Below are 19,475 nucleotides of genomic sequence, written 5' to 3' on the forward strand. Positions count from 1 at the left end.
GCCCAAAATGAGCACATTTTTTATGGGTGTTGACCTCGGTGGGACAGTCATTAAAGCGGGGATCTACACGCCTGAAGGCCAAGAAATTACTGTTGCTGAACACCCGTTTCCCACCGAAAGCCCTGAGGCGGGCTTCAGCGAACGGAATATGAACGAACTATGGCAAGCTTCTTGCCATGTTATCCGCGATGCCATCAAAAACAGCCGATTAAATGCATCCCAAATATCTGGCGTCAGTTTTTCCTCACACGGTAAAGGCCTGTACTTATTAGATAAACAGGGTAAACCTGTTCGCAAAGGGATTGTGTCCTCGGACTCACGCGCCCAAGCCATTGTCGATAAATGGCATCAAAATGGCACCGCAGACAACGCTTATCCGCTGAGTTTGCAGCAGCTGTGGGCTTCACACCCTGTCGCATTACTGCGTTGGTTAAAAGAAAACGAGCCCGATAACTACCGCGATACGGGCCATATTTTGATGGTACACGACTATATTCGGTACCGCCTAACTGAACAAATCGCGTGTGAAGAAACCAATATTTCAGGTAGCCAGCTGTTTAACCAAATCCAATCGGGTTATGACCCTAAACTTTGCCAACTTTTCGGCATTGATGAGGTGAATGATAAGCTCGCCCCTGTTATCAATTCCGCAGAGCTTGCGGGGACAGTTACTCGCCAAGCGGCTGAAGAATCAGGCCTTATGGAAGGAACGCCTGTATTTGGCGGCTTCTTTGATGTCGTTGGCGCAGCATTAGCATCGGGTGTCAGTCAAAAAGACAAACTCAGCGCAGTTGCAGGAACATGGACAATTTCCACTCGTGTTTTCGACGAAATTGTTCCCTCAGACTACCCGTATGTTTGGAGCAAATACTGTATTCCAGGCACCTATTTTGTCCATGAGGGCAGCCCAACGTCAGCCAGTAATTTGGCATGGTTTACTCGCCATTTCTTCAACCAACGGTTGCAAGATTATGACGTGCTAAACCATTGCGTTGCCGAAGGGGCAACACGGAAAAACGATATTTTGTTCTTTCCCTGGCTGTACGGTTCGAACTACCACAGTAACCTACATGGCGGCTTATTAGGCTTGAGCTCACACCACACCGACGCGGACATTGTTTACGCTATTTACCAAGGCATCGTGTTCTCGCATTTACTGCACCAAGACCGCATTGTTGGCCTTGATAATGCCACTGAATCCATCCGTTTCACGGGTGGGCCAACACAATCACCACTGTGGATGCAGATGTTCTGTGATGCCAGTAATTTGCCGCTAGATGTTGTGAACGTGCAACAATCTGGCTGCCAAGCTGCGGCATTGTGTGCTGCGGTAGGGAGCGGGTATTATTCAGGTTTTGATGCGGCGATTGCCGCGAGTACGCCCAAAATCACCACTTACCAACCTAATGCGCTAGGTCACCAGCAATTACGTGATAAATTCACGCGTTTTAAAGCGGTCGCGGATGCATTAAGTCGTCATTAAATACACGAAAATCATAAAGGCAGCGCTGATATTAAGCCCTGCCTTTATTTTTGTTCAATTAATCCGCAACAACTTTTGTGTTAACCGTTGCAGGGGAAAGCACGGTATCCTGCGGTAAGCTGTCATATTTCACAAACTCATCTCGTGGGAAAACAAACACATCGATATCTTTTTCTGGTGTGATAGTGTCCGCGACAATACTTTTTGCTGGCGATGTCAGGTTCGTTTCAACCCCTAACCAAGACGCAAAGTAATCAAACAAATTCCACTCACTTAACGTTTCATCACGGAATTCACGTTGTGTATCGTCCGAATTCATCACCACTAGCGGAATTTGATACGCCCCTTTCACCAATTGTCCGTGGCGTAGATACAAGTTGCCCTCTTTAATGAAGCCTTTATATTCTGCCTCCAAAGCCGCAACGTGCTGCTTATTCGCTTTCACTAAACCTTGCCCATGGTCAGCAAAATACAGGATGGAGAATGGGTTTTCACCATTTTTATTGTTTTCTTGCAAAATGTTATACACGTCACCAATAAAATCATCACTGAGTTTTATCCCTGAGACATAACAATTCACCAGACTGCCCCACCCTGTATCAAACTGCTCAGGATTGATGTTGTAGTTCTCTTTGATAAGCCCACATGCGCCTTTTGGCCAGCCATCATGATGTGGCCCCCACATATGCACAAAAATCACTTTTTCTTTGTCTGACGGGTTATTTAATGCAGCTTTAAAGGCGGGCAGCATTTTGAAGTCGTTAGTGAGTTTATTCACACTATCGTCAACCGTAAATTTCTCTTGTACAAACAAGTTTTCAAACCCAGCTTTACTGTCCCTTACGGGTAAAAAATAATTGGCTTTTAAAAAGTAGTTCGTAAAACCGATTTCATCGTCCCCAAAACTACCGTTATTACCAATATAGTAGGTTTCATAGCCCGCTTGGTTGGCAAGGTCAACAATGGAATTATTGTTGTAATATGGCTTTTCGTGGTGCTCAGTGATAGTGCTGAGATCATTTTTGGCTAATGCACGAGTCAGCGTTGGTACAGTATTCGACGCAGCGCTGATAAAGTGGTTAAAAAAACGACCATTTACTGAAGACAGAAACGGCGTGTTTTCCAATGGATAGCCATAGGTGTGCATATAGTTTTTATTGGTACTTTCCCCGATGATGACAACCTTTATCTTGTATTTGTCCGCATTTTTCTTGGTAATTTGAATATCTGTTTTGGTATTCACGCCATAACAAAGATCGGCGTTGGATTTTGCTGCTTGTATGAGTTCAGGCGTACATGCTTTGGTATACACTCCTGCATTTTCGGTGGTGTTCGCCTGCGCCCATGAAACTGTGGTCAGTAACAGCGTGCTGTAGAATGCGGTGGTATTGATTAATTTCATCTCCAGATCCTTCATTTTTATCGTTTATTTTTTCTATACTGATGGAGCAAACCGATAAAATTTTTTTGCATGGCTTTCGCATAACTTTTTCCATAGCTTTTTGTCATAACAGCATGCACCAAAATTTCATCACTCAGTCAATATATTGAAATAATATTTCATTGAAAGCGTTAGGTTAAGAAATTGGGATACAAGTACCAATAAAAAATATCTAAAATGGAGAGAAAAATACCTTGTTTGTGTTATCACGACCTTTACTCAGCTTTTAATTTCTTTATTAAACAAATAATTACTGAGTTATAGCTGCCTTCCTATTCGGCATTTTTTTCACTTGCATTCATTACATTAAGAGTTGTGATGGAGATCGGTAATTCAGCGTTTACCAAGCCTGGATTAGTGATATAGCTCTTATTTTCCATTTTCCTCGCTAGAAACCAAAATGGAACCGATTCCATAATAAGTTATTCGCAATGGCAATGGGGTTTGTCCCCTCCAAGAAGACAGAGGAAAGTCATGAGCAAAGAAATTATTGTCGTTACCGCCGCCTACGGCGCACAAACCGTAAAACAGCTGGGGGGTCAACAGGCTTTATTTGATGTTATTCAAGGGGCAAACGCTGATGGTGTCGAGATCCGTCAAGAGTTATTGCTCCCCAACGATAACCTTGATGATATCGCTAATGGGCTGCAAACAAGGCAACTCAGCGCGGTCTATTCTGTGCCAGATACCTTATTTCAGCACCATTTACCGATTGAAATCACAAAACTACAGCGTTATTTCGACGATGCAAAAAAGTTGAATGCCTGTTTCCTTAAACTCTCGTTAGGTGACCTGCCAGAACAGTACGATTTAACGGACGTTATCAACCTACTCAAACATTATTCCACCCAGCTAGTTATCGAAAATGACCAAACAGAGGTCGGTGGTCATATTGCCCCACTCCGACGCTTTTTTAAGGATGTCGTGGCACAAAATATGCCAATCAAAATGGCATTCGATATGGCCAATTGGCACTGGCTCGGTGAAAACCCTGTCGTTGCCGCACAACACTTTGCCCCTTTGGTCGCCTACATCCACGTAAAAGCCAGCCAGTTACGTGCAGATAATAAACGCGTTGCTGTTGCCCTTGATGATAGCAACGGATCATGGAAAGCCGTCTTAAAATTACTACCTAACAACGTTCCCCGCGGGATTGAATTCCCTCTTGAGGGTGATGACCTACGCGCGGAAACTGAACACTATGTTTCTCTGTTAAACGAGATTTAATTCATGAAAAATCAATTAGATGTTGTAACCCTTGGCGAAGCCATGATGATGTTTGTGGCGATAAATACTGGTGAGCTCCATGAAGTTGAAAGCTTTGTTCGCCGTGCTGCGGGAGCAGAACTGAATGTGGCGATAGGTCTTTCTCGTATCGGCTTAAAAAGCGGCTGGGTGAGTCGCCTAGGCAATGATTCTTTTGGGCGCTTTATCCAAAGTACACTAGATAAAGAACATGTTGATCATCAATGTGTTAAATTCGATGAAAATTACCCAACGGGCTTTCAGCTTAAATCTAAAGCTGAAAATGGAACCGATCCCAAAGTGGAGTATTTCCGTAAAGGTTCAGCAGCAAGTCATTTAGACCTCACTGATTTCAATGAAGATTATTTTTCCTCTGCACGCCACTTACATTTAAGCGGCGTCGCCGCAGCGCTTTCTGCCACCAGTTACCAATTATCACTCTATGCTGCGAAATGGATGCGAAATGTAGGAAAAACATTATCTTTTGACCCTAACTTGCGCCCATCGTTATGGCGCAGTGAAAATGAAATGGTGGCGCAATTAAACCAGTTAGCCTTTCACGCCAATTGGGTCTTGCCAGGTTTAAAAGAGGGGAAAATCCTCACAGGTTTTGACCAACCCGAAGCCATTGCCGATTTTTACCTCTCGCAAGGGGTAGAAGCCGTTGTCATCAAAACAGGTGAGCAAGGCGCTTATTATAAAACATCAAATAACCAGCAAGGTATCGTCCCTGCTTACTTAGTCAAAAATGTGGTGGATACCGTTGGCGCTGGCGATGGCTTTGCCGTTGGGGTTATTAGCGCGCTTCTCGAAGGGTTATCTTTACCTCAAGCCGTCGAAAGAGGAAACTTTATCGGTGCAAGGGCTATCCAAGTGATTGGTGATAGTGAAGGCTTACCGACGAAAGCGCAGTTACAGCAAGAAATAATGGCATTTTCCCCCTCAACCACCGCAGATGCTGCGTGCTAAGAAGGAATAGATTATGACAACCAGAGCTCCTGCGATGTCACGTTGGTGGCGCATTATGCCAATCGTGTTTATCACCTACAGCCTTGCCTACCTCGACCGCGCAAACTATAGCTTTGCCGCTGCCGCAGGGATCAACGCCGACCTAGGGATTACCAAAGGGATGTCCTCCCTGCTTGGTTCCCTATTTTTCTTGGGGTACTTTTTCTTCCAAATCCCTGGGGCTATCTACGCGGAGAAACGCAGCGTCAGAAAACTGATTTTTGCCTGTATTTTCCTGTGGGGTATGTTTGCCAGCTTGACAGGGATGGTCAGCAATATCCCTATGTTGGTGATTATCCGTTTCAGCTTAGGTGTGGTCGAAGCCGCGGTCATGCCAGCCATGCTTATCTACATCAGTAACTGGTTCACTCAATCCGAACGCTCACGAGCGAATACCTTTTTAATTTTAGGTAATCCCGTAACAGTGTTATGGATGTCAGTGTTATCGGGTTACTTAATCCAAGCTTTTGGTTGGCGTGAAATGTTCATCATTGAAGGTGTTCCCGCGGTTTTATGGGCATTTTTCTGGTGGCGAACTGCACGTGATAAACCAAGCCAAGTTAATTGGTTAAGCCAACAAGAAAAAGACGATTTAGACAAAATCCTCAGTGATGAACAAAAAAATATTAAACCTGTACGCAATTACCGCGAGGCGTTCAAATCACGCAATGTTGTGCTGCTGTGCGCACAATATTTCTGCTGGAGTATCGGGGTTTATGGCTTTGTGTTATGGCTACCTTCGATTATTCGCGGTGCATCAAACTTAGGCATGGTAGAAACAGGCTGGCTCTCTGCGGTGCCATATCTTGCCGCCACGTTGGCGATGATTTTGGTATCATGGGCTTCAGACCGTATGCATAACCGTAAATTATTTGTCTGGCCAATGCTCTTAATCGGCGCAGTGTGCTTTCTTGGTTCTTACATGCTAGGCAATTCAAATTTCTGGTTATCTTATACATTACTGGTGATTGCGGGTGCCGCCATGTACGCACCTTATGGCCCATTTTTTGCGATTATCCCTGAAATGTTACCGAAAAACGTGGCTGGAGGCGCAATGGCGCTGATCAACAGCATGGGGGCCTTGGGGTCATTCTTTGGCTCATGGTTTGTCGGTTACCTCAATGGTGCCACAGGAAGCCCAAGTGCTTCCTATATGTTTATGGGTCTAGCATTGTTAGCCTCAGTGTTCTTTACGCTAATTGTGAAACCCAACCAAGAACCGAACAACAGTTCCGCTATCGCCAAACACGCTTAATAAGGGGCAACCATGAAAAAGAATGTTATTTTGTATAAAACGATCCCCAATACGCAACTTGCACGCTTACAGCAGCAATTTAATGTTACTGTTTTTGATGAAGTGACAGAAGAAAACAGAGCGAGTTTCCAGCAAGCATTAAGTACCGCAGAGGGTATTATTGGCGCAAGCTACCCGATTACGGCAAAAGAGCTAGCCCTTGCGCCACACTTAAAAGCAGCATCAACCATTTCAGTTGGCGTTGACCAGTTTGACATTGACGCTATGAATGCTCGTAAAATCCCCTTAATGCACACCCCCAATGTGCTCACTGAAACCACCGCAGACACTATTTTCACCTTAGTACTTTGCAGTGCCCGCCGCATTATTGAAATGGCGGAAATGGTGAAAAATGGTCAATGGACAAAAAGCATTGGCGAAAGTGATTACGGCAGTAACGTGAATGGCAAAACCATCGGTATTTTAGGTATGGGTCGTATTGGTTATGCCGTGGCAAAGCGCGCAAATGCAGGCTTTGGCATGCCTGTTCTCTATTACAGCAACCATGCACATGCAGAGGCTGAGACAAAACTGAATGCCCGACGCTGTGATTTAGATACGCTACTGAAAGAGTCTGACTTTGTTTGCGTGGTAGTCCCATTATTGCCATCCACGGAAAAACTGATCGGTAAAACCGAGCTGGCGAAAATGAAACCTAGCGCATTTTTGATCAATGGTTCTCGCGGGAAGATTATTGATGAAGCGGCGCTGATTGCAGCCTTAGAAAATGGCACGATACGCGGTGCGGGCTTGGATGTGTTTGAGGTAGAGCCACTACCAACAGATTCTAAACTGCTCACATTACCGAATGTGGTTGCCCTGCCCCACATCGGTTCTGCCACCCATGAAACGCGCTATGCGATGGTCGAATGTGCAGTCGATAACCTCATTGCCGCACTAAACGGTGACCTTAGCGAAAATTGCGCCAATATAAGCGCGATACAAGCACGCTAGTTTCTATCGATAACACAAAGAGGCGCTCCCCTCTTTGTGTTATCCTGCCTTACAATGTGGTTGAATTCCTCACCACTAACTCACCATGGAACAGATATTGTGTTGGGGCTTTTTCGGGATTTTCCAGCTTTTCTAATAAACACTCAACCGCTTTGTGGCCCATTTCGGCTGTAGGCTGTGAAACAGAGGTGATCCCTTGCCCAGCAAAGGCCGCCCATTCGAGGTTATCAAAACTGAGAAAGCCAATATCTGCCCCCCAACGTAACCCTTGTTGGTTCATCACATAGGCAAGCTGCAAGGTTAACACACCATTTGCCGCCACAATCGCTTTACGCATACCACGGTGCGAAGCGCAAAAGTTGGCAACGATGGAATCTAATTGCGCTGGGTCTGGTAAGGTGATTTGGTGAAACTCGCCTTTTACTTGCCCTTGCTGGTTTAGCAAGCGTTGGAAAGTTTGCAGGCGCTCTTTACGCGCGCTGTTATATTCAATGGGTTCGGTCACAAAGCAAATTGCCTCGAAACCTTGTTCTATCAAGTGGTTAAATGCCATCTCAGCAGATGCAGGGTTATCTAAGCCGACCATATCACATGGGAAATCCTCGATTTTTCTATCGAGTAAAACAAAAGGCAATGTGGTTTGTTTTAGCACATCAATAAATTGTGCGTTCACCCCCGCTGAATTAATAATTAACCCATCAACACGGTAGCCTTTTAATAACTGAATAAATTGGCATTCCAGCTCAATGCTATTGTTTGCATTGCACACCACCGTCATAAACCCTTGCTTGATGGACTCTGACTCGACCCCTTTGAGCACCTCCACCGAGAATGGATTTCCGATATCGGCAATAATCAACCCTATCAACCCTGTACGACCATGCTTTAAGCTACGCGCCATTTGGTTTGGGCGATAATTCAATTCTTGGATTGCTGCTTCAATACGTTGGCGCATGTTATCCGACAGCAAATGTAATTCACCGTTTAAATAACGTGAGATACTGGTTTTCCCTGCCTGTGCTTTGGCAGCCACATCTTTAATTGTTGCTACTTTTTGAATTTTCGGTGCCATCGCGCGCGTTTTTTCCATGTGATGAAAAGAAAGGCTAATGCCTTATCTTACTCGAATTAACAGCAATTTTCTTGCCATATTCATCTAACTTGCTGTTTTAGCCACTGAATAAAAATATCTGCTTTGGGGTTACGTTTTTCATTTAACATCGCAAAATAGTGGCGTTGTTGACACTTGAGTGCAATATCACCAAAAGGCATCACTAGCTCTTGGCGCTTAATGCGTTTTTCAACCAACTGCTTGCGTCCCATTGCCACGCCCGCATGGTTCATGGCTGCTACAATCGCCAAGTCTGAGCGGTCAAAACATAGGTTCCGACGGTGAGGAAATAACGATAACTGGTAGTGTTCGCTCCACGCTTTCCATTCATCATAATCGGAGTTACTGCTCCAAGCCTGCCTGTCATGCAACAAAGTACAGTTTTTGAGTTGATAAATATTGTCCATCAAATCATGCTGCTTGGCATATTGTGGGCTGCATACAGGCACAATGGATTCAGGCATTAAATCTTCGCAATACAAGTTAGGCCGCGTAATATCATCGTAATAAATCGCCACATCAATACCATAACCACGAAAATTAACGTCATCATTCCCCGTTAATAAATTGAGCTGAATTGACGGGTATTGGTTGGTAAAGTCAGCAATTTTAGGGATAAGCCAACACTGGGCAATAGAAGGCCGTGAATACACGGTCAATTCCCCTGAAATCTCTTGGTTTTTAATATCCAGAATTTCTTGGTTGATATCATCCAAGTTTTTGCGCAGTGCCCAATAAATCCGCTCGCCGTCCGCGGTTAGCTCAATACGCCGATGAAAACGCTCAAATAACTTAAAGCCTAATTCCTCTTCAAGGGTATTAATTCGGTGGCTCACTGCACTAGGCGTTAGCGCCAATTCTTGTGATGCAAGAGCAAAAGAACAATGACGAGCCGCCGCTTCAAAAGTGTGTAAACGGGAAAGCTGATGGCTTGACAGCCGCTTATGCCATTGAATAAAACCCGATTGCTCAAAGGGATTAAGATTAGGTGACATCGAACCTCCTCGGTCAGTTCTGCATTTTTCCAGAATAGCGCGTTTAACATGAATTATTATGATGCAAATCGGTAAATCACCCTTTTTTATGACCAATATCACGCCATTGAGTTAATTTAATTCACCTAAGACTTAAGTTTCATCGTTTGTCACTCCTGCATATTTATTATCCAATATAGGCACAACAACAAAATGATTAGGGGTAGGATATGGACTCTACAATGTGGATGCTCGGCACGCTGGTTATTAGTATCTTGCTGATCATCGTTTCAATTATTAAATTTAAGTTTCACCCTTTTTTAGCCCTTTTACTCGCCAGCTTCTTTGTCGGTATCTCCATGAAAATGAACCCGTTAGAAATGGTAAATGCCATTGAAAATGGGATTGGTGGTACACTTGGTTTCCTCGCCGCCATTATCGGGCTGGGGACTATCCTCGGAAAAATGATGGAAATCTCGGGGGCTGCGGAACGCATCGGCGTCACCTTACAAAAAAGCCGCTGGTTAACCCCCGATGTCACCATGGTGTTAATTGGTTTAATCTGCGGTATCACCCTGTTTGTTGAAGTCGGTGTGGTGTTATTGATCCCACTGGCGTTTTCCATTGCCAAAAGAACCAATACCTCGTTATTAAAACTCGCTATTCCACTTTGTACTGCACTGATGGCAGTGCATTGCATCGTGCCACCACACCCTGCCGCGCTATTTGTCACCAATGAATTAGGTGCAGATATTGGTACGGTAATTGTTGCAGGGTTGGCTGTGGGGCTAGTGGCTTCATTAGTGGGTGGGCCACTATTTCTGAAATTCCTAGGTGAGCGTTTACCGTTTAAAACCGTACCAGAGGCATTTTCTGACCTCGAGGTGCGTGACGAAAAAGACTTACCCTCTTTAAGTGCCACATTATTTACCGTTTTACTGCCAATTATTCTCATGTTAATCAAAACAGCCGCTGATTTAAACATGAGTAAAGACAATCAGTTATATACCTTACTACAGTTTATCGGTAACCCCATTACCGCCATGTTTATTGCCGCGTTTGTCGCGTATTACATGCTAGGTATTCGCCGTAATATGGGCATGAGCGTATTGCTCAGTAAAACCGAAGAAAGCTTTAGTTCGATCGCCAATATCTTACTGATTATTGGTGCAGGTGGTGCATTTAACGGCATTTTAAAAGGTAGCGGACTGAGTGATTCTCTTGCGTTAGTGCTTTCTGGTATCGACATGCACCCAATTTTGCTGGCATGGTTAGTGGCGATTATTCTGCACGCTGCTGTCGGCTCCGCCACTGTTGCCATGATGGGCGCCACCGCCATTGTGGCACCGTTAATGCCAATGTACCCACACATCAGCCCAGAAATTATGACATTAGCCATTGGTTCTGGTGCGATTGGTTGTACTATCGTCACAGACTCCCTGTTCTGGCTGGTTAAACAATATTGTAATGCCACCTTGGCTGAAACATTCCGTTTTTATAGTGTCGCCACCCTTATCGCATCCCTTGTTGCGCTGGCAGGCACCTTTGCACTTTCATTTGTGATTTAAAAGAGAGTAATTATGACTCAGATAAACGTGAATAAGTTAATTGCTGACTACCCTTTAGTTCAGGACTTAATCAATTTAAAACACGTGGCATGGTTCAACCCTAACGCCACCACCACAGAAGCGGGTTTACCTTATGTGGGGCTGACCATTAGTGATGTTCAAGATGCCGAAGCGCGTTTAAACCGTTTTGCACCGTATTTGATGAAAGCGTTCCCAGAAACACAAGCTACTCAAGGGATTATCGAATCTGATGTAGTTGCAATCGCCAATATGCAAACCGCGCTCGAAGCGCGTTACCAAACGCCAATCACCGGGAAAATTTTATTAAAGAAAGATAGCCACTTGCCTATTTCTGGCTCTATCAAAGCGCGCGGGGGGATTTATGAAGTACTCACTCACGCCGAAAAACTAGCACTTGGGGCAGGGTTGTTATCCATTGATGATAATTATGAAGTTCTATTTTCTGATAAATTCCGCCAATTCTTTAGCCAATATAGTATCGCGGTTGGCTCAACAGGTAACTTAGGGATGTCTATCGGCATCATGAGTGCCAAATTAGGCTTTAGCGTCAGCGTGCATATGTCTGCGGATGCGCGCCAGTGGAAGAAAGACAAACTACGCTCACATGGCGTTAATGTCGTTGAATATGAACAAGATTACAGCATTGCCGTTGAACAAGGTCGTAAAGAAGCAGAACAAGACCCAAATTGTTTCTTTATTGATGACGAAAACTCCACAACCCTATTTTTAGGTTATGCCGTCGCGGGGCTGCGTCTGAAAAAACAATTTGCGGAACAAGGTGTTATTGTTGATAAAGACCACCCACTATTTGTCTACCTGCCTTGCGGTGTCGGCGGTGGCCCTGGCGGGGTTGCCTTTGGGTTGAAACTGGCATTTGGTGACGACGCACACTGTCTGTTCGCGGAACCAACGCATTCACCGTGCATGCTTTTGGGCGTCCACACTGGATTACACGATGGTATTTCTGTACAAGAAATTGGTATTGATAATATCACTGCCGCAGATGGCCTTGCTGTAGGGCGTGCCTCTGGCTTTGTAGGCCGTGCGATGGAGCGGTTAATCGACGGGTATTACACCCTTGATGACCAAGACATGTATAACTTGTTAGGGTTACTCAACAAAACAGAAGGCATCAAACTAGAACCCTCTGCTCTTGCGGGTATGACAGGTTGCATACATGTCACACAGAATACTAATTACTGGCAGTCTAAAGGCCTTAGTGCACAGCAAATGGCGAATGCCACTCACCTTGTTTGGGCAACAGGTGGCGGCATGGTACCGAGTGACGAAATGCAAAAATATTTAGCACAAGCCAAACTGAGTTAATCATCCTACCCCCTTCAATACTGTGGAGGGGGTTTCTCATCGATTACTGCCCAGGCAGTGGAACTAAATCACTTTCAATATAACGCCTGACTAGCGTGGCTAATGCCACCAATGAATCCATGTGTGTTCTTTCCCAACCATGGGAACTGTCGAGTGCAAAACACGCCAATGCCGCACGAATATCCCACCCTGCATCAATCGCCGCGGCACTGTCTGAGCGGTAATGTTTGAACGTATCGCGAACATGGGGAATATCGTATTGCTGGCACAGTTGCAATAAATGGCGGGTGATTGCCAAATCAAATGGCCCTGTTCTATCGCGAAACGCTAGCGTCAGTGAATCATCCCGCGTTGCTTGGTCTGGCCCTGATACTGAGTTGTCTATCGCCAATAACTCTTGCACTTGTGAGCCAAAACCATGGGTTCCACCAATACCAACTTCCTCAGAAATCGTGAACATCATTTGGCAAGAAACCGCAGGCACAACGCCATCATCCACCAGCGATTTCAGAGCAGCTAACATGACGGCACAGCCTGCTTTGTCATCCAAATGACGAGAAACAATAAAACCGTTATCAATGAATTCAGGTTGAGCATCTACCGCAACAATGTCTCCCACGTTCAAACCGTGAGATTGCAGATCAGCAAGGTTATAACAAGGAGCATCTAAGCGGATTTCGAGGTTATCCCAATCCGCCACTTGAGTGTCAACCTCTGTATTGAAGCGATGCCCTGATGCTTTTAAAGGCAAAATTGTGCCGCGGTACTGGTGGTTATCACTAAATACTGTCACCCTTGCACCTTCTGCAAAACGCGCAGCCCATGTCCCCGTGTTACGTAACGCTAAGCGGCCGTTAGACTTTAACTGGGTGACCATGGCTCCCAAGGTATCTAAGTGAGCGGCCAGTGCACGTTTGGGTTCATCCCACCCTAATGTAATGTGCAGTACCCCACGGCGCGTATACTGTGGCTTGAAGCCCAATTCAGTCAGCCATTGGTGAGTCTGCGCAACCGCTTTATCAGTCATCCCAACAGGACTCGGCGTTTGTAACAATGTGCGTAATACATTTGCTAGATATGCTGTGTCGATCATGATGATTACCTATCTTCACTTAAAAAACGTTCTTGTAAGGTGGCTTGTAGAGCCAACATGGCGTGTTCTGCATAATCCATGTGCGCTTCCATGACCGCTTGTACTTTTTGTGCATCTTTGCGGCGTAAGGCTTCTATCAATTGGTATTGGTATTCAATACCTTGGCGTCTATCAACGGGTTCAGGTTTCAAATAAATATCTTTACAGACGGCTAAATCTTTCAGTAACCGCTGAAGAAAATGACAAATAAATACTAAAAGCACATTATCCGAATAGCTCGCGACAACCGTGTGGAAATCGAGCTCCGCCATCCGCTGCTGCCAACGCTCTTCTTCGTCAGCAGGTTCATGGTCGTAAATAGCGATGATTTCGTACAGTTTTTGAATGCCTGCATTATCGATTTTTTCCATCGCACTCACTGCCACAACAGGCTCCAACAATTTTCGCAATGTATAGATATCCTTGATGGAAATATCCCGCGTAAATAAATAGTTAGATAACAAGCTCATGGCCCGTGATTCCGTCATTGAATCAATAAATGCACCGCCTCCTGGGCCCGTTTTGGTCTTTATCAGCCCTTGAACTTCGAGGGATTTTAACGCCTCCCTGACCGTGCTTTTACTCGCGCTATAACGCTCAATCAGGTCTTTTTCTTGGGGTAACCGATCACCGGGGCTGAGATTGTCCGCCATAATGGTTTCTTTAATGGCATTCACAATTTCATCTGTCCGTTTAATGCGAACCGGCTCAATTGCCGATGGCTTATCGATACTCATAGTTGCTCTCAACAAGTTTTAATAGGTCCGAATACGTGGCGCACTCGATAATAGGTTTTGAGTATACGCATGTTCAGGAGCCGCAAATAGCTGACGGGTTTCACTGCACTCAAGCAAATCCCCTAAATACAGCACGGCAACTCTGTCAGCGATTGATTCCACGACGGCTAAATCATGGCTAATAAATAAATAGGAGAGTGAAAATTGCGCTTTTAACTCTTCCAGAAGCAGTAAAACTTGGGCTTGCACGGATACATCCAAAGCACTTACGGGCTCATCAAGCACCAATACCCGCGCATCAGCAGCAAGTGCCCTTGCTATCGCCAAGCGCTGAGCCTGCCCACCTGAAAACTCATGAGGGTAGCAAGCTAATGAATCCATTGGCATATTGACGGCTTCAAGTAATTCTACCAATCGATTAGTACGCTGTGAGGGAGCCATGTGCTTTAAATATTTCAATGGAACCGATAAAGTTTCCCCAATGGTTTTTCGTGGATTTAACGATGCAACAGGGTCTTGAAAAACGTACTGAATCGCTTGTCCAAAGGCCTTAGCACCTTGCTTTTGCCACTGTGCCTTGCTTTGACCCAAAACCTGAATGTCCCCTGAGGTGGCATTTTCCAGCCCCACTAAAATGCGGGCGAGCGTACTTTTCCCTGAACCACTTTCGCCAACAACCGCCAATGTTTCCCCTTCATACAATGACAGTGAAATATTTTTCAGAGCATGGACTTCCCGCCCTTTGGGATGAAATAGGCTACGAGGCTGCCCAAATGTTTTCACTAGCTGATTCACTTCAATCACAGTATTCATGGTGCCTCCTGCGCTGCGTTTAGACTTTTGTCATCGGTTTCATTGCGATAAAGCGCGGCCACTTGCGTTAAAAATTGACGGCCTTCCCCCAGTTTTGGAACACTAGCAATTAGCCGTTGCGTGTAAGGGTGTTGCGGGTGCTGCAATACCGTTTGAGTCACGCCCGTTTCCACTATTTCCCCTTGTTGCATCACAGCAACCCGGTCGCAAATTTGGTTAATCACGGCGAAATCATGGGTAATAAACAACAGTGCTACACCCCGTTCGCGGCGCAGTTTATTCAGTAATTCTAAAATTCTTGCTTGAACAGTCACATCCAGCGCCGTTGTCGGTTCATCCGCTATGATAAGCACGGGGTCGTTTGCCAGCGCCATGGCAATCCCCACCCGCTGGCGTTGCCCGCCTGATAACTCATGAGGATAAGCACTGAATCTGTCAGCCGCATCAGGGATCCCCACGCTATCAAGAAGTTCGATGGCTTTCACTTTCGCCACTTGGTTGGATAACGCTTGGTGAGCGGTGATAGCCTCCTGAAGCTGTACGCCAATCGTAAACTGCGGATGCAGTGTCGTCAGTGGGTCTTGGAAAATATACGACACCCGTGCGCCACGCCGCCGTTGCATAATAGAAAGCGGCAAGGACAACATCTCTTCATGTTCCACATACACCCCACCCGCTGTAATCACCGCGGGCGGCGAAGCCAACAACCCCATAATGGACAGCGCGGTCACGCTCTTACCCGAGCCACTTTCCCCTATGAGACCAAGGCACTCACCAGCACCAACGGTAAAGCTAATCCCTTTGACGGTTGGACGTAGCTGGTGGCCTTGGCGAAATGCCACCGCAAGGTTTTTCACTTCCAGCACGGCCTGAGTGCCTGCCGTTTTAGCTGGGATATTCACGCGATCTGTTTGGGTCATTGGCTGTGATCGGTGTAAAGCCCCTGATTTTAAACGTGGATCGAGAATATCACGCACGCCATCACCCAATAAGTTAAAACTGATAACAATTAGGAAAATCATAATACCTGGCACTAAAGCGACATGAGGCGCCACAAACATTTGTGCGCGCCCTTGCCCTAACATCGAACCGAGATCAGCATTCGGCGGTTGTGTGCCTAAACCTAAAAACGAAAGCCCTGCGGTTTCTAAAATCATCCAACCAATAGTCGTCGACATAGTGACCACGATAATTGGCAGTACATTAGGTAAAACCTCAGTTAATAACACCTGTAAATGATTCTTACCTGACAATCTTGCTGCCTGAATGAAATCTCTATCACGCAGCCCGACCGTTAACCCACGGATATTTCGTGCAAAAAAGGGAATATTGACTAAAGCAATCGCATATAACGCATTTAATAAGCCTGGCCCTAATACCGCGACAATGGCCAGTGCCAATAAAATATAAGGAAATGCCATAAGCATATCGATACAACGCATCAATATAGTGTCTGTACGGTGACCAACATAGCCTGCAATTAAGCCTATTAACGTTCCAAAAACGGCAGCAATAAGCGTGGCAGAGATCCCCACCATCAGTGATACTCTTGTCCCCCATAATAAACGCGATAAAATATCACGTCCCAAATGGTCGGTACCTAAAACATGCCCCGATGAAAAAACAGGTAATAAGCGGTTCACTAGATTGGTTTCATCTGGGTTATCCAATGGTAGCCAAGGCGCCAATAATGCCAGTAGTATGATGACCATTAAAATTACCAACCCAATCGTCGCAAGACGGTTCGCTAGCAATAGCGAGCCAATAGATTGTCGATGGCGATGTTGAATAATCGGTGTTGTCGTTTGGCTCATGATTTCAACCTCGGATCTAACATGGCTTGCAGGACATCAGCAAACAAATTGATAAACACGTAAGACGCCGCTGCAATCAAGACGCCCCCTTGAACTAAGAATAAGTCTCGGGTTGCCACGGCTTTGACCAACATTGCACCTAGCCCTGGCCACTGAAAAACAGTTTCGATATACACCGCGCCACCAAACACAAAACCCGCTTGAATCCCAATGACGGGGATAACGGAAACCAGTGCCATACGAAAGGCATGACGGAAAATGACTTTACGCTCACTGAGCCCTTTGGCTCTCGCGGTTCGAATGAAATCGAGGCGTAAAACTTCTAGCATGGCCGTTCGTGTTAATCGGGCAATGACGCCAGTAGCAACAAGTGATAGCGTAATGACAGGTAATACAAGGTGATGCAATAAATCCCCTAAGCCGCCACCTTGCCAAATATCATACATCCCTGATGCAGGGAACCATTGCAGTTGAACGGAAAAAACCATAATCATCAATAACCCAATCCAGAAGGATGGCATTGAAATCCCTAATAAAACCGCTAAAGTAATGAATCTATCACTCCAACTAAACTGGCGAATAGCAGAAATTATCCCTGCCAATAAGCCCAACACGGAGCTCAATAATAAAGCACTCCCCCCCAGGACTAAGGTCGCCGAAAAACGTTCTAATACTTCATCAACGACGGGGCGGTTCAGTACAAACGAGCGGCCAAAGTCCCCCGATATTAAATTCTGCATCCAAATAAAATACTGTTGGTATAACGGTTTATCTAAACCAAGCTCCGCTTTTACACGCGAAACATTCTCAGGTGTCGCCCAAGGCCCAAGGAGCGCTTGAGCAGGGTCACCAGGGATCATCGCCATGATCAAAAAGACAATCAGCGTCAAACCAATCAATATGGGAATGGTCGCTAAAATGCGCTTTAAACAGTATAACCACATCATTTTTTCCCCATAAAATTAGTCTTTACGAACATCTTTAAGTAATAAATTAAAGTTCGGTTGTAATTTGAAGTGCTGAACATGCTCACTTGCCACGGCATTTTGCTTCCAGTTAGCGACAAATAACCAAGGCGCATCTTGATGGACTATTTTTTGCACTTGCCGATACAGTGCAGCACGCTCTTTAAGGCTATTGGTGACCCGCGCCTTATCCAGCAATGCATCAAGTTGTTTATTACTGTAATAACCTGAATTGAACCCGCCTTTATCAGGCCAAGAGGCGGAATGTAAGGTCAAGAAGGGCAATGTATCAGGATCATTGGTCATCCATGCCATCTCCGCCATGTGCGCCTCTTTTAGCCCCGCATTGACCTTCGACAGATAGGTATTCCATTCAAAAGTTTGAATTTCCACCGATAACCCAACCGCTTTTAAATCCGCTTGGATTGCTGTTGCCATCGGAATAGGGTCTAACATGCCTGAGCCCCCTTCGGTCACGTAAAACACAATTTTCTGCCCTTCGGCTCCAGCCTCTTTAATAAGCTCGCGGGCTTTTTTCGGATCATAAGGATATGCTGAGGTTTCTTTATCAAATGCCCAATCGAACGCGGAAGGGATCGGACCTTCCGCGACATCTGCAGAGTCTTGAAGAATATATTTAACAATATTTTGCTTATTCACTGCATAGTTCACCGCTTGGCGAACACGCACATCATCAAACGGTGGTAATGAAGCATTTAACATGCTGTACCACACATGAGGGCCTGTAGCTTCGTATACCCGAAAGCGACTATCCCTTGCAAAAAGGGGAACATTATCAGCAGGGACTTCAACCATTGCATCAATGCCCCCAGACAACATCTCTGCTACGCGCGTATTGGCATCAGTAATTGGACGAAAAACCACGTGTTTTAGGGCTGGTTTACCCTCCCAATAGTTGTCATTAGCTGACACAACCACTCGTTGGTTGGCAGTCCACTCATCGAATTTAAAAGGCCCTGTACCACTTGGGTGGCGACTAAAATCTTTACCGTATTGCTTAACCGCAGCAGGTGACACAATCAGGCCTGCGGGTGTCGCTAAATTCGACAAAAAAGGTGCAAAAGGTTCTTTTAACGTAAAAACCACAGTTAAATCATCGGGGGTATCAATCTTGTCGATAGCAGAAAAGAAAAACGACAGCGGAAATGGCCCAGTAAAATAGTAAGGGTGCTGATTATCCAACATACGTTCAAATGTAAACTTCACGGCTTGCGCATTAAATGGGCTACCATCATGAAACCAAATATTGTCGCGTAACTGGAAAGTATAAGTTAGCCCATCATCACTGACGTTCCATGACTTTGCGAGAGCAGGTTCAAGCGTCAACGTGCCATCCGTATTGCGTACCAGCCCTTCATAGATATTGACTAAAATCCGTGAGTCATTCGCTGCCGTTGCCACTTGAGGGTCTAGAGATTGCGGTTCTGCAACCTGCCCTAACAGCAGCACATCATTATATTTTGACGCCTGAGTCGGTAATGAAAACAAAGAGAGCAGCAAAACAGCTGCAATCCACCTACCTAAACGTATTCTCATACAACCCCCCAGTGTTAACCGTGCTATGTGGT

At 45.4% G+C, this 19,475-nt stretch carries 16 protein-coding genes; 7 read left to right on the forward strand and 9 right to left on the reverse strand.

Annotated features, from left to right (window positions below):
- Positions 1-7 precede the first annotated feature (7 nt).
- Positions 8-1,483 carry an FGGY-family carbohydrate kinase gene (locus ACE2AL_RS17810; RefSeq protein ID WP_272573977.1) on the forward strand — a complete coding sequence of 492 codons (1,476 nt, stop codon included), beginning with the start codon at positions 8-10 and terminating at the stop codon, positions 1,481-1,483.
- Positions 1,484-1,541: 58 nt separating this feature from the next.
- Here the strand turns inward: ACE2AL_RS17810 and ACE2AL_RS17815 are convergent, their stop codons facing one another.
- On the reverse strand, positions 1,542-2,885 hold the full coding sequence (locus ACE2AL_RS17815; RefSeq protein WP_272539341.1) for a phosphoethanolamine transferase: 1,344 nt from the start codon (positions 2,883-2,885) through the stop codon (positions 1,542-1,544).
- A 513-nt stretch (positions 2,886-3,398) separates the two neighbouring features.
- On the opposite strand from ACE2AL_RS17815, the gene ACE2AL_RS17820 reads away from it, so the two are divergent.
- From ACE2AL_RS17820 to ACE2AL_RS17835, 4 genes are read left to right on the forward strand one after another with little or no spacing between them, the layout of a single operon-like run.
- Entirely contained in the window at positions 3,399-4,151 is a 753-nt protein-coding gene (locus ACE2AL_RS17820) for a sugar phosphate isomerase/epimerase (RefSeq protein ID WP_272573976.1), read from the forward strand.
- A 3-nt stretch (positions 4,152-4,154) separates the two neighbouring features.
- Complete coding sequence (locus ACE2AL_RS17825; RefSeq protein ID WP_272539343.1) at positions 4,155-5,138, forward strand: sugar kinase; 984 nt, start codon at positions 4,155-4,157, stop codon at positions 5,136-5,138.
- 13 nt (positions 5,139-5,151) lie between these two features.
- Entirely contained in the window at positions 5,152-6,432 is a 1,281-nt protein-coding gene (locus tag ACE2AL_RS17830; protein WP_272681475.1) for an MFS transporter, read from the forward strand.
- 12 nt (positions 6,433-6,444) lie between these two features.
- Positions 6,445-7,425, forward strand: coding sequence for an NAD(P)-dependent oxidoreductase (locus tag ACE2AL_RS17835; RefSeq protein WP_206083392.1), 981 nt, complete (start codon positions 6,445-6,447; stop codon positions 7,423-7,425).
- A gap of 49 nt (positions 7,426-7,474) precedes the next feature.
- Here ACE2AL_RS17835 and ACE2AL_RS17840 read toward each other — a convergent pair whose 3' ends face one another.
- Together ACE2AL_RS17840 and dsdC are read right to left on the reverse strand one after the other, a co-directional pair.
- The gene (locus tag ACE2AL_RS17840) at positions 7,475-8,497 is read right to left on the reverse strand and encodes a LacI family DNA-binding transcriptional regulator (RefSeq protein WP_272539344.1); all 1,023 of its coding nucleotides are present in this window, start codon (positions 8,495-8,497) and stop codon (positions 7,475-7,477) included.
- 80 nt (positions 8,498-8,577) lie between these two features.
- Positions 8,578-9,531, reverse strand: a complete 954-nt coding sequence (gene dsdC / locus ACE2AL_RS17845; protein WP_206083390.1) for a DNA-binding transcriptional regulator DsdC — start codon at positions 9,529-9,531, stop codon at positions 8,578-8,580.
- A gap of 209 nt (positions 9,532-9,740) precedes the next feature.
- Between dsdC and dsdX the strand changes: the two genes are divergently transcribed.
- Together dsdX and dsdA are read left to right on the forward strand one after the other, a co-directional pair.
- Entirely contained in the window at positions 9,741-11,078 is a 1,338-nt protein-coding gene (dsdX, locus tag ACE2AL_RS17850; protein WP_206083389.1) for a D-serine transporter DsdX, read from the forward strand.
- Between the two features lie 12 nt (positions 11,079-11,090).
- Positions 11,091-12,425: a D-serine ammonia-lyase gene (dsdA, locus tag ACE2AL_RS17855; RefSeq protein ID WP_353165870.1), complete on the forward strand. Its 1,335-nt coding sequence runs from the start codon at positions 11,091-11,093 to the stop codon at positions 12,423-12,425.
- 43 nt (positions 12,426-12,468) lie between these two features.
- Here the strand turns inward: dsdA and ACE2AL_RS17860 are convergent, their stop codons facing one another.
- Genes ACE2AL_RS17860 through ACE2AL_RS17885 form a run of 6 tightly spaced genes read right to left on the reverse strand, consistent with a single transcriptional unit; the run spans position 12,469 to position 19,443 of the window.
- Positions 12,469-13,518, reverse strand: coding sequence for an osmoprotectant NAGGN system M42 family peptidase (locus ACE2AL_RS17860; RefSeq protein ID WP_206083387.1), 1,050 nt, complete (start codon positions 13,516-13,518; stop codon positions 12,469-12,471).
- 5 nt (positions 13,519-13,523) lie between these two features.
- On the reverse strand, positions 13,524-14,294 hold the full coding sequence (locus ACE2AL_RS17865; protein ID WP_206083386.1) for a FadR/GntR family transcriptional regulator: 771 nt from the start codon (positions 14,292-14,294) through the stop codon (positions 13,524-13,526).
- Between the two features lie 18 nt (positions 14,295-14,312).
- Positions 14,313-15,107 (reverse strand): ATP-binding cassette domain-containing protein, encoded by a 795-nt coding sequence (locus tag ACE2AL_RS17870; protein ID WP_206083385.1) that lies wholly within the window; start codon positions 15,105-15,107, stop codon positions 14,313-14,315.
- Positions 15,104-16,921: a dipeptide/oligopeptide/nickel ABC transporter permease/ATP-binding protein gene (locus tag ACE2AL_RS17875; protein WP_206083384.1), complete on the reverse strand. Its 1,818-nt coding sequence runs from the start codon at positions 16,919-16,921 to the stop codon at positions 15,104-15,106. Before ACE2AL_RS17875 ends, ACE2AL_RS17870 begins: the two co-directional genes overlap by 4 nt.
- Positions 16,918-17,865 (reverse strand): ABC transporter permease, encoded by a 948-nt coding sequence (locus ACE2AL_RS17880; RefSeq protein ID WP_206083795.1) that lies wholly within the window; start codon positions 17,863-17,865, stop codon positions 16,918-16,920. Before ACE2AL_RS17880 ends, ACE2AL_RS17875 begins: the two co-directional genes overlap by 4 nt.
- Positions 17,866-17,883: 18 nt before the next feature.
- The gene (locus ACE2AL_RS17885) at positions 17,884-19,443 is read right to left on the reverse strand and encodes an ABC transporter substrate-binding protein (RefSeq protein WP_375083738.1); all 1,560 of its coding nucleotides are present in this window, start codon (positions 19,441-19,443) and stop codon (positions 17,884-17,886) included.
- Positions 19,444-19,475 lie beyond the last annotated feature (32 nt).

Source organism: Providencia xihuensis (assembly GCF_041953405.1).
In the GTDB taxonomy this organism is placed as follows: Bacteria; Pseudomonadota; Gammaproteobacteria; order Enterobacterales; family Enterobacteriaceae; genus Providencia; species Providencia vermicola.

Coding starts and splice junctions, on each gene's coding strand:
- ACE2AL_RS17825 (WP_272539343.1), top strand. CDS start 4,155: ATGAAAAATCAATTAGATGTTGTAACCCTTGGCGAAGCCATGATGATG.
- ACE2AL_RS17835 (WP_206083392.1), top strand. CDS start 6,445: ATGAAAAAGAATGTTATTTTGTATAAAACGATCCCCAATACGCAACTT.
- dsdC (WP_206083390.1), bottom strand. CDS start 9,531: ATGTCACCTAATCTTAATCCCTTTGAGCAATCGGGTTTTATTCAATGG.
- ACE2AL_RS17810 (WP_272573977.1), top strand. CDS start 8: ATGAGCACATTTTTTATGGGTGTTGACCTCGGTGGGACAGTCATTAAA.
- dsdX (WP_206083389.1), top strand. CDS start 9,741: ATGGACTCTACAATGTGGATGCTCGGCACGCTGGTTATTAGTATCTTG.
- ACE2AL_RS17820 (WP_272573976.1), top strand. CDS start 3,399: ATGAGCAAAGAAATTATTGTCGTTACCGCCGCCTACGGCGCACAAACC.
- ACE2AL_RS17865 (WP_206083386.1), bottom strand. CDS start 14,294: ATGAGTATCGATAAGCCATCGGCAATTGAGCCGGTTCGCATTAAACGG.
- ACE2AL_RS17860 (WP_206083387.1), bottom strand. CDS start 13,518: ATGATCGACACAGCATATCTAGCAAATGTATTACGCACATTGTTACAA.
- dsdA (WP_353165870.1), top strand. CDS start 11,091: ATGACTCAGATAAACGTGAATAAGTTAATTGCTGACTACCCTTTAGTT.
- ACE2AL_RS17875 (WP_206083384.1), bottom strand. CDS start 16,921: ATGAGCCAAACGACAACACCGATTATTCAACATCGCCATCGACAATCT.
- ACE2AL_RS17885 (WP_375083738.1), bottom strand. CDS start 19,443: ATGAGAATACGTTTAGGTAGGTGGATTGCAGCTGTTTTGCTGCTCTCT.
- ACE2AL_RS17870 (WP_206083385.1), bottom strand. CDS start 15,107: ATGAATACTGTGATTGAAGTGAATCAGCTAGTGAAAACATTTGGGCAG.
- ACE2AL_RS17830 (WP_272681475.1), top strand. CDS start 5,152: ATGACAACCAGAGCTCCTGCGATGTCACGTTGGTGGCGCATTATGCCA.
- ACE2AL_RS17815 (WP_272539341.1), bottom strand. CDS start 2,885: ATGAAATTAATCAATACCACCGCATTCTACAGCACGCTGTTACTGACC.
- ACE2AL_RS17880 (WP_206083795.1), bottom strand. CDS start 17,865: ATGTGGTTATACTGTTTAAAGCGCATTTTAGCGACCATTCCCATATTG.
- ACE2AL_RS17840 (WP_272539344.1), bottom strand. CDS start 8,497: ATGGCACCGAAAATTCAAAAAGTAGCAACAATTAAAGATGTGGCTGCC.